This window comes from Streptococcus sp. NLN76 (assembly GCF_015686645.1).
Lineage (GTDB): Bacteria > Bacillota > Bacilli > Lactobacillales > Streptococcaceae > Streptococcus.
The window spans coordinates 1-12,063 of record NZ_JADPMS010000048.1; the positions used below are offsets into that span (position 1 = coordinate 1).

Consider the following 12,063-nt stretch of genomic DNA (forward strand, 5'->3'; position numbering starts at 1 on the left):
CAGATTCGCTTACGGATTCTGAAATGGACTCAGAGACAGACTCGCTTACGGATTCCGAAATAGACTCAGACACTGACTCGCTCACTGATTCCGAAATAGACTCAGACACTGACTCACTTACGGATTCTGAAATAGACTCTGAGACAGATTCGCTTACGGATTCCGAAATAGACTCAGACACTGACTCACTTACGGATTCCATAATAGACTCAGACACTGATTCACTTACGGATTCTGAAATAGACTCGGAGACGGACTCACTTAACGATTCCATAATAGATTCTGAGACGGACTCACTTAACGATTCCATAATAGATTCTGAGACGGACTCACTCAAGGAATCCATAATGGACTCTGAGACAGACTCGATTACGGATTCCGAGATAGACTCAGAAACGGATTCACTTAACGATTCTGAGACAGATTCGGAGACAGACTCGCTTAACGATTCTGAAATGGACTCGGAGATAGACTCGCTTAACGATTCTGACACAGACTCGGAAATAGATTCACTTACGGATTCCGAAATGGACTCTGAGACAGACTCACTTATCGATTCCGAAATAGACTCAGAAACGGATTCACTTAACGATTCTGAAATAGACTCAGAGACAGACTCACTTATCGATTCCGAAATAGACTCAGACACTGATTCACTTACGGATTCCGACACAGACTCAGAGACAGATTCACTTACGGATTCTGAGACGGACTCAGAAACAGACTCACTTAACGATTCTGAGACTGATTCAGAGACAGACTCGCTTAACGATTCTGAAACGGACTCAGAGATAGACTCGCTTACGGATTCCGAAATGGACTCAGAGACAGATTCGCTTAACGATTCGGAGACGGACTCAGAAACAGACTCACTTAACGATTCTGAGACTGATTCAGAGACGGACTCGATTACGGATTCCGAAATAGACTCTGAGACGGACTCACTCACCGATTCCATAATAGATTCGGAGACGGACTCACTTAACGATTCCATAATAGATTCGGAGACGGACTCACTTAACGATTCCATAATAGACTCGGAGACGGACTCACTCACCGATTCCATAACAGACTCAGAGACAGACTCACTTACGGATTCCGAAATAGACTCAGAAACGGATTCACTTACGGATTCAGAGACGGACTCACTTAACGATTCCATAATAGATTCGGAGACGGACTCACTCACCGATTCCATAATGGACTCAGACACGGACTCACTTAACGATTCCATAATAGACTCGGAGACGGACTCGCTTACGGATTCCATAATGGACTCGGAGACGGACTCACTTAACGATTCTATAATAGATTCTGAGACGGACTCACTTAACGATTCCATAATAGATTCTGAGACGGACTCGCTTACCGATTCCATAATGGATTCTGAGACGGACTCACTCACCGATTCCATAGTAGACTCTGAGACAGACTCGCTCACTGATTCCATAATAGACTCGGAGACGGACTCACTTACCGATTCCATAATAGACTCGGAGACGGACTCACTCACCGATTCCATAATAGACTCGGAGACGGACTCGCTTACCGATTCCATAATAGACTCGGAGACGGACTCACTCACCGATTCCATAGTAGACTCTGAGACAGACTCGCTCACTGATTCCATAATAGACTCGGAGACGGACTCACTTAACGATTCCATAATAGACTCGGAGACGGACTCACTCACCGATTCCATAATGGACTCGGAGACGGACTCGCTTAACGATTCCATAATGGATTCTGAGACGGACTCGCTTACCGATTCCATAATGGATTCTGAGACGGACTCACTCACCGATTCCATAGTAGACTCTGAGACAGACTCGCTTACCGATTCCATAATAGACTCTGAGACGGACTCACTCACCGATTCCATAGTAGACTCTGAGACAGACTCGCTCACTGATTCCATAATAGACTCGGAGACGGACTCGCTTACCGATTCCATAATGGATTCTGAGACGGACTCGCTTACCGATTCCATAATGGATTCTGAGACGGACTCACTCACCGATTCCATAGTAGACTCAGAGACAGACTCACTCACTGATTCCATAATAGACTCGGAGACGGACTCACTTAACGATTCCATAATAGACTCAGAGACAGACTCACTCACTGATTCCATCACGGATTCTGAAATAGAATAGGAAACAGACTCACTTAGAGAGTGAGAATGGGACTCTGAAATGGACTCACTAATAGAGTTTGACAAAGATTCACTCGTAGAATTCGACAAGGATTCACTCTCAGAGTTAGAGAGAGACTCACTAATGGATCTTGACTCTGATTCTGAAATACTATTGGATTGTGACTCTGAGATGCTCTGTGATTCTGAATTGGATATCGATTCAGAAGATGATCGACTCTCGGATTCACTGGTAGATTCGCTCAGAGACTCCGAAGTCGTATCCGATTCTGTTCGTTTCTCAATCTCAACATCGTAGTTCTGACCTTCACCCGTACTACTCAAGGTTCGTTTTATTTCCGTCCCAACATCTTGAGATACATGATAAACAGATCCATCCGTGGTCGTAATAGTTGTTGATCCGGTTAAATTTTCAAAGTTATAGTCACCTTGCAAAAAGGTCTTAGAGCTGGATGAAAACTCATCTTTCGTAATCACATAGTCCGGCCAATTTTCGGTAACGACCGTTGTAGGATCTGTATTGATAGCTGTCCCAGCTTCTCCTGCAAAACTATCTACTTTCAGCTGAACACGGCCACCGTCCGTGACATCATAATAGGTAACAGTTGCTGTTTGAGGACCATACTCAATGATGAGGTCTTGACCCTCAATCACTGTTGTCGTTTCAGTGCTAACACCATCTGTTCCCTTACTGCTATCCACAGTTTTCGTCACATTACCAGCTTGGTCTGTGTGATAGATATAATAAGTCGTTGTTTTGCTGCTAACAACTGAGTCTTTTCCTTGCTGTACAATACGAGCTGTATCAGCAGGAATATCTGGGTTATAACGATAAATAATATTATAGTCTTGGACTGTGGTTTGAGTTTCAACCTCTTCCCCCGTCCGATCTACTGCTTCAATGGTTATCCGTTGAGATTGATAAGGATTGAAGCCGTCGTTTAAGTTATTCAGTGCAACTCCAGACTGGGTTCCAGCTCCATCTCCACTGATACTTGTGTCTGTAAAGGTTGTATCAATCGTAAATGGATTTCTGCTTCCACTGAAGTCCTTATATTGCATACTAAACTCGGAGACTCCATACCACACATTTAAAGGAGTCCCTTGCGTATCAGAACCATTTTGCCACTTAGAAATCCGATAATTTCCATTCCCTTTGAAGGTTCCATCTCCACTAAAGAAGACCAAAGCCCCACTTGGAAGTCTTTGACTATTTGGGTGTCCCACATTTGGACGAGTCTTTTCAAGGTTCAGGTATTTTACATTGTCGAAATTAAAGGCTGATCCGCTATTTCCACCTAAAGGAACCGAAATCAATTCTGCATAATAGTCTGTGTTGTCTGTTTGCAAATCAACAACAGAGTTTTCACCTGCATAAAATTCTGTATAGCCATTCGCTGTTCCGTTCAGATTGATGACGTCATCGTAGTTAACCTTATGATTCGTTAATTTAACCTTAAGAGTCCCATTTTTTTCAACCCGAAGGGAACTGCGATCGTTAAGACCAATGTAATTTCCAAAAGCATAGCTACCAAATTCCTTGCCATCAGACTGGAGATCCATCACAGCTTGACTCTTGACATGAAGGTTAGCATCATCTCCCATATCAATGGCAGCACCATTTCCAAAGTTCTGGAAGGTCACCTGAGCACCATCATTGGCAATAAAGTTTGACTGGTCTCCCATATAGACTCCAGCCCGACCATAGAAATTAAAGGTGGCATTTTCACCAATGGAAATTGTGTTTTGCCCCGTATTTCCTTTCGTACTCTCGATATTTGTAGAAGTACTAGGATTATTGACTTGTTGTCCCAGGACAATCCCAACACCCTGTCCAACCTTCAAGTCCAATTGAGAATAAGCCCCTGTGATAACAGAACCAGCGACCTTCTGATTTGGCTGACCAGCACGAATAGCTGTGTTGTAGTTTTCAACATTGGAAGATTTTTGCGTACTTACTAAATCTGTAGCATCCCCATTTTTAAGGGTGATCATCACCTTACTATAGTTCCCAAGTTCGACAGAACCACCCGCTATCACACGGATTCCATCACCATCAGCAGCCCGGTTCATGTTCAAGACACTACCCGCTGTTGTCACCACTTTCGCTGCCATGTTGATATTAGCCCCACGGTTAGTTGCAGTGGTCTTCACAACAGAGTTTGTATTTGTTACTGTACCATCAATTGTGATGGTGACATTCCCAGTTGACCTATTCCCGCTACCATCGTACATGATTCCTGAAATGGTCGAATCCTTATAGGTAATGTTCCCGTCACCCGTTACAACAAAAGGACCTGATGTATTACTGGTATTCAAAGTTACATTATCGAGGGTCATGTCAACGGTTGACGAATTAATGGTGTAATTTCCTAAATTTAAGCTATTCCCATTCCCTTTAATGACAACCGTATTTCCTGTATAAACAGCATTGGAAGTAGCCGTTAAACTAGAGCCTAAATTGATTTCCGTAATCGAGCTATCTTGTAAGGCGCTTGCAAACTCATCCCAAGAATTTACGGTACGACTAGTCGCGGTCGTGCTAAGGGTATTGGCACGTAGAATACGAATCTGGTCACCAGTTACCTGAGTACGTCCAGTATTCCTTGTCCGACCCTCTTTTAAGAGCTCTGTTGCTAAAGCCTGGGTACTATTCGAAATAGAAGCTATTGTGGTTTGGATGTCCGCAAGACTGACTGTTCCTTGAGCTAGTAGAGCTTTTCCTGCTACAATGTCTGCTCGACTAGCCACTAAAGCCGCGGCTAAATCTGCACTTGATTGCCTACTGGTTCTCTCCTCTACACCCTCAACAAAATTTTCTGCAGTAGTTGTAACCGTCTCAAGACGCTTCAAAGCTTGGGATTTAGCGTCCTCGTCCGCTTGCTTCGTCACCTGCTCTGTAGAGAATTCACTCGTCAAGGATTCCGAGCGACTTACAGATTCCGAGAGGGAAAGTGACTGCGAAGTAGAAACCGATTCCTGACTCAGGGATTCAGACAAGGATTCTGAACTTGAAAGAGACTGGCTTACGGATACGGATAAAGATTCAGAAGCTGAAATAGATTCAGAAACAGAAAGGGATTGACTCTCAGAAAGTGAAAGAGATTGAGAGATCTCAAGTGATAGCGACTGTTCGGTAGACAATGCCTCTTCACTAGCTCTTTGATGATCTACGGTGGAAGTACTTGTTTCAATGGAAACAGATTGAGATTCTACCTCCTGACTTTGCGGGAGAGAAATCTCATCTTGATCAACCATAACTGTTGTAGCCAACTCAGAAGAAAGAACGGTTTCTTCCGCAAATGCTTGATCAGTCCCTAAGGCTGCACCCCCTAATAAAGCAGCAATGGCACCAGCCCCTTTTAAAACAGTTTCTGGGGAGATAGGGCTACGAGTAAAATCATCATCTGTCTTTGTTTTTCGAAGTACCGGTGTCACCTTAGAACCAAGGCGAATGGCACCTACTTTTGACATAATTGTCCGAACCCAATGCTTACCAGATTTATGCATTCTTACACGAGTATGGCGATAGGATTCTTCATATTTTACATCTTTGTTCTTCACTCAAATACATCCTTTCGGAAAAATTAATAGTTACCATTTTATAACAGTGATTCCTCAAATTCAAGTGCCCACCCCTATGAAAACGTTTTTTCGACGGGTGTACCTCTATTTTTAGGAATAAAAGAAAGCGGTACAAACGACCGCTTCTTTCCTATTTTACATTAGACTGCCTACGAAACAGTGACAGAACTCGAGATTCATCGGAGTTATACTCTTTTAGTTTATCTTTTATTACTGTGTTAGCTCGTCTTGCCGTACTTATTTGAAACTTTCTTCGAAAGTGTCTCAGCAAGCTCAAAATCTCTGGGAGAGATTTTGAGCTGTCTACGCCTTGCTACCTTGGACTAAAAGACTATATCACTTGAAAATAGACTGAGTTGCCAGAAACTTCAGTGTGGTTTTGCGATATTTTCTGCTGAGAAATTGCATCCAATACATTCGTTCCGCAGGAAGAGGCTGGGATAAACGTCTCAACCTTCCTATTTTAGTTAGTGGAATAACTTTTACACAGTACTTGATTCGGTCAAACAGCAAAAAGGCTGTTTGAGGTGCAGATAGGAGAGCGAAACCAATAACAATTGTTCGCTTTTATTGAACCGTAGAAATAATCGCTTTTTCTTCTTATTCTACAGTAACAGATTTCGCTAAATTTCTTGGTTTATCGACGTCTAAACCGCGGTGAAGAGTCGCATAATAAGCGATCAATTGGGTTGGGATAACCATGGCAATCGTAGAGAGATATGGGTGAACTTGGTTAACAAGGATATCGTCATCTTCACGCGCCACACCTTCTTCAACAATGGTCAAGACATTAGCTCCACGGGCTTGCACTTCGGCAATATTTCCACGGGTATGAGCAGCCACTTTCTCATTGGCAGAAAGCAAGGCAATGACAGGAACACCATCTTCAATCAAGGAAATAGTTCCGTGTTTCAACTCACCTGCCGCAAATCCTTCTGTCTGAATGTAAGACACTTCCTTCAATTTCAAACTCGCTTCCATAGCCACATAGTAATCCTGGCCACGGCCGATATAGAAGGCATTGCGGGTTGTTTCCAAAAGACTCCGAACCTTACTATCAATCAAATCTTTTTCAGAAAGGCTAGCCTCAATGGATTGCGCAACGATAGACAACTCATGCACCAAGTCGAAGGCCTCTGCCTTCGCATTTCCATTGGCTTCGCCAACTGCTTTGGCTAAAAAGGCAAGGGCTGCGATCTGCGCAGTGTAGGCTTTGGTAGAAGCAACCGCAATTTCTGGCCCCGCATGGAGAAGGAGAGTATGCGTCGCTTCACGGGATAGGGTAGAACCAGGTACGTTGGTCACCGTCAAGCTTGGAATTCCCATTTCATTGGCTTTGACCAAAACCTGGCGACTATCTGCAGTTTCCCCTGATTGGGTTAGGAAGATAAAGAGTGGTTTCTGGCTCAAAAGAGGCATTTCATAACCCCACTCAGAGGCAATTCCCAATTCCACAGGCGTATCTGTCAGCTCTTCCAACATCTTCTTAGACGCAAAGCCGGCATTATAAGAAGTACCCGCAGCAATGATGTAAAGACGGTCTGCTTCTTGCACGGCTTGCACGATAGCTGGATCAACCTTCATCTTGCCATCCGCATCCGCATAAGTGGAGATGAGTTTACGCATCACGGTTGGCTGCTCATCGATTTCTTTCAACATATAGTAAGGGTAGGTGCCTTTACCAATATCGGACAAGTCCAACTCCGCAGTATAGCTGTCACGCTCTACCGGATTGCCTGCATAATCCGTGATAGTGACTTGGTCTTTCTCCACAACAACCAATTCTTTGTCATGAATTTCTTTAAACTCACTGGTTTCACGAATCATAGCCATGGCATCTGAGCCAACCATATTATAACCATCGCCCAAACCAATCAAGAGTGGAGATTTATTCTTAGCAACGTAAAGAGTTTCTGGATTCTCTGTGTCCATCAAGGCAAAGGCGTAAGAACCTTCAATAATATTGAGAGCTTTTTTGAAGGCTTCCAAAACGCTCAAACCTTCAGTATCCACAAAGTGACCAACAAGGTGTACGGCGATTTCTGTATCCGTCTGACCTTGGAAATGGTGGCCAGCCAAATACTGATCGCGAATCTCGGCATAGTTCTCAATCACCCCATTGTGAACCATGACCAAACGACCAGATTCTGATTGGTGTGGATGGGCATTAAGCTCACTAGGTTTTCCGTGAGTCGCCCATCGAGTATGACCAATCCCAGCAAAACCTTCTAAGTTTTCACCAACCTTGGCTTCCAAATCCGCAATCCGACCATTGGATTTCACCAAACGACCAGATTGAGAACCATTTGAAACATAGACACCAGCTGAATCATAACCACGGTACTCAAGCTTTTCTAATCCTTGTAAAAGAATATCTGTTGCATTGGGATTTCCCACAACACCAACAATTCCACACATAATTGTATTCCTCCAAAATTGGTATAGTCTAATTCGACTTTTGTGAATTAACTGACAAGATTATAGTTTTTTCATCTCTCTTTGTCAAGGAGCAAGGATTGGTATAGGTGCAAGAACAAATAAATATACGAAAACAAGGCAAAATTTCTCTCCATTTTGTAAATATGTAACAGGTGAGTCAAGTGCTCTGGTTTATTTTGCGCGTGCATAGATAGTAACTGATGTTTTTCTATCCCGCCTTCGCTACTTGCTAAACTTAAATCAGAAAAAAAGAGTAGCATGAAGTAATATCTCAATCCTTCATGCTACTCTAATATTTTTATTTGAAAATAACACAGTAAAAAAGCGCAAAAAAACACTATCTGTGTTATACTTAAGATGAACATATTTAAAGATGTCTTAAGGGTGTTGCCGCATCCCTAATGCTTTTACTGCTTCATAAGTTTGACGTGTTTCCAAAAGTTTGTAGACAATTCTTAGTATCTTATGAGCACAAGCAATAACAGCCTTCATCTTACTTCCTCTTTGGGAAACTCGATTGTATAAAGATGAGAAAGCTGGATCTTTGGAGTGACCTGCTATCATACCCGAGATCGTTAAGGCATGTTTTAAGTATTTATTTCCTTGCGTTATTCGCGAGGATTTTTTAATACCAGCACTTTCATACGAACCTGGACATAGACCAGCCCATGAGGCTAGATGTCCATCTGTTGGAAATGCCTCTACATCAGGACCAATTTCCGCTAAAATAACAGCAGCTGCGTTTTCGCTTACCCCAGGTACAGTCATTAATAATTGATATTCTTCGGGGAAGTGTTTATTTATATAGGATTTAATATGCTTATCCAAATCCTCAATGAGACTCTGTATCATGCGATATTGTATTAGACTTTGTGACATGAGAAAACAGTCCTCGCTGGAGAGCTTTCCATTCATGGCTTCAACCAAGTCTATTGCTTGAGCTTTTTGTTAACAAAATTTCATAATAAAGTGTTCGGCTGAATAACTAGAGGTATATCATTTTAATCCTATCAAGCCAAATACTCATATCTCTTTTAATAGCCATGAAAAACTAGTACACCTCACAAAGCAATAATATACTAGTCACTAACTAGTTTTCGAGACATCACTACAACAAGAATTGTAATCACTAAATATAAAGCCCATGTCCACTGCATATTGGCTAAACTAACAATGGAGAACACAGTAGAACCGAGTGGCATTGCAAGCATGAATAATAGAGATAGGAAACTCCCACTACGAGCCAAAACATCACTAGGTAAAGAAGCCATCAACAAACTATTTAACTTTGGATTTATTTTCCCACCTAGATAAGCTATAAATGCCAAACTAGCTAGTGAAAGAATCTGCGAACCACCAAGACTATTGTTAATCGCAATCACCAAAATTGCAAGAGAATCCAAATAGATAATGGATACCAAACGTAATTTTGCAAAATAATCATGAGGAGTCAAAGCACCAATCATACTAAAGATGACCATAATCATTTGAATAGTAAGAATCGATTGACTAAAGCTCAGTTCGAAAAGCGGGCGAGTTAAAAAATAAATGTTATAAATGGATGTCAAAGCTGAACCCAGTCCATTTAACAATAAAATAACCACCAGCATCAATCCAAAATAGTCTGTTTCCGACTTCTGGAAAACCTCTCTTAAACCTATATAAACCTCTTTAAATTGAACAATAACTGTTTTTTTCTCGCTTTGAGTAATAGGATCATGAGTCAAAAATTGACGATATTTAAAAAGAACAAGTGTTGAAGCTAAAAATAAAATTGCATTTAAACCAGCAACCAACATAAAATTGTCGTTTGAGAAAGCTAATAAATAGACTCCTAGAGCCTGACCAACTAGATTACAAATGTAAGAAAGGAATTGATTAATCGAATGAGCCTCCATCAAATCCTCTTCCGCTACAGTATGCTGAAAAATCGGCAATTCCAAACCGCCCCGATAATCTCCAATAATATCTGAAAAGATATTAAACAGACAAATAATGGAGAAAGATAACCAAGTCGCACTCTGAGTCAAAAAAGCTACACCTACAAATAAAAGAGCTTGAACAAAGCCCAAATACACAAAAAACTTGGTTTTTTCTCTCGTCTCATCCGCTTTTATTCCAACAAAAAATGTTACTAAAACTGGAATCAAAACAATGATATTTGCTATTGCAACTGCTAGCTCACTCTCACTCACTGTTGCTGCAAATGCAATGAAAACAAGGTTATACATTGCCGTTCCAAGTCTATTAAAAAAAGTTGAATAAGCTAAGGCAGCAAACGATCTATTTCTACGCAAAAGTTTCATGAATCAATTCCTCCAAAAACTCCTTTTCAATGAAACGATTTATCTCACCCGTATAATTTTCGACGGACTCCTTTAAATCTAAATGAAATAACTGATACATGGAAGACATAGATAGTTCTTCTACTATCGTAATTTCTTTTATAAACTGCTCATTGAATTAAATTCATTATAACCTAGTAATTAAGTAAAATAATCTATTTGAAAATATGAAATAAAACTTCAAACTACTTTCATATTTTCAAGTATCCACTCTACAGATCTGGCTATAATACTATTTAAATTTGAGCTAGTCCTCATTCTATATTACAATATTCCAAACAATTCAAAAGAAGGATAAAATCATGAAAAAATCGTTAAAACTATGTACTTACTAAACTTTTATTTGTCTTCTGTATCTTCATCTTTTCTTAATATAAGTTCCATATGTACTAGCCTATCAGTCAAATATTCTGATAACGGAATACAACCAAAGTCCCTTACTTTCCGTATGTATAACTCTACCTCGTATCGAGTGACTTTTTTATCCAGTAGATAGGATTTGGCACAGATTAAAAAATCTAATACAATCTTTTCAAATACATCGGTTAGAGCAAGCAATGATTTTAATTGATCAACAAAGAACTCAATATGAGTTCCTTGTTCACGTTCAATTAATTCTGATATAAGATTTATATATAGGCGTTTCAATCCAATCTGAAAATTGGTCAGGGAGAGGTAAAGTTTCGATTTTTTTACCAATTCTTTACCTAAGAATAGTAAATCCATATCTGTTAGCAGTGACATCGCATTACCAAAAAGGTGAAGCTCGTAAGCTGTCCATTGTTCTATATCAAATAGATATCTTGTCAACAAACTCCTATCTTCCTCAGAAAATTCATACCCCGGTTCAAAAATGGAGATTCCTGATTTTATTATAAAACTATTAAGCCTATCATATAAACGATCACTTTCCTCATGTAATTTGAGGAGATTTTTTAATCCATCAAGATCCCTCTCCATTGTCAATTGTGAAATTTGTGCTATTAGCCTGTCAGTTTCTAGCGGTTGATAATCCCTTAAAGCAAGGGCAAACTCTGAGAATGACATATTGATACCTTCTATGGCATATAATAGTTTATCTGCTGTCAGCATACTTTGACCCGCCTCAAATTTTGAAAGTTGTGACACTGAAAAATGATTCCGAACAACATCTTTTTGCTTAACTCTACGAGCAAGGCGCATCTCTTTGTAAAACTCACCTAATTCAACTGTTCTATCTCTCTCCATACCAGAAACACCTTTCCAAACTTTCAGTTCATTATTAAGACAATTATAAACCATAAAATAAAAAGGAAGCAACTTCAATTTGAAGTTACTCCTTTTTTATTTTAAAAGGATGCGGGAACACATAAATATCCTGAAACGAGGCTGCCTTTCTCTAATATTTTTTGTAAATATGTAACAGGTGAGTCTGGATTTCAGTCAATATCTTGGACAGTTTTTGATAGAATTTTGTGCGTTCTAGGCGCCCCGTGGTTGCCTGGCCTCCTTTTTCTAGTTAGTATCTTTCAGAAACTAACTAGAAAAAAGAGGGTAAAT

Annotated in this window: 6 protein-coding genes; all 6 read right to left on the reverse strand. The window is 40.5% G+C overall.

Features of this window, described 5'->3' with window-relative positions:
• On the reverse strand, positions 1-5,719 hold a 5,719-nt coding region (locus tag I1A59_RS08130), incomplete at its 3' end, for a pectate lyase-like adhesive domain-containing protein (RefSeq protein ID WP_196092280.1).
• A gap of 621 nt (positions 5,720-6,340) precedes the next feature.
• Positions 6,341-8,158, reverse strand: a complete 1,818-nt coding sequence (gene glmS, locus I1A59_RS08135; RefSeq protein WP_196092281.1) for a glutamine--fructose-6-phosphate transaminase (isomerizing) — start codon at positions 8,156-8,158, stop codon at positions 6,341-6,343.
• A 399-nt stretch (positions 8,159-8,557) separates the two neighbouring features.
• Complete coding sequence (locus tag I1A59_RS08140) at positions 8,558-9,058, reverse strand: transposase (protein WP_196092282.1); 501 nt, start codon at positions 9,056-9,058, stop codon at positions 8,558-8,560.
• A 200-nt stretch (positions 9,059-9,258) separates the two neighbouring features.
• On the reverse strand, positions 9,259-10,485 hold the full coding sequence (locus I1A59_RS08145; RefSeq protein ID WP_196092283.1) for a transporter: 1,227 nt from the start codon (positions 10,483-10,485) through the stop codon (positions 9,259-9,261).
• Entirely contained in the window at positions 10,469-10,594 is a 126-nt protein-coding gene (locus I1A59_RS09805; RefSeq protein WP_282097657.1) for a hypothetical protein, read from the reverse strand. The genes I1A59_RS08145 and I1A59_RS09805 overlap by 17 nt, the downstream gene beginning before the upstream one ends.
• Positions 10,595-10,863: 269 nt before the next feature.
• On the reverse strand, positions 10,864-11,829 hold the full coding sequence (locus I1A59_RS08150) for an Rgg/GadR/MutR family transcriptional regulator (RefSeq protein ID WP_247644664.1): 966 nt from the start codon (positions 11,827-11,829) through the stop codon (positions 10,864-10,866).
• Positions 11,830-12,063 lie beyond the last annotated feature (234 nt).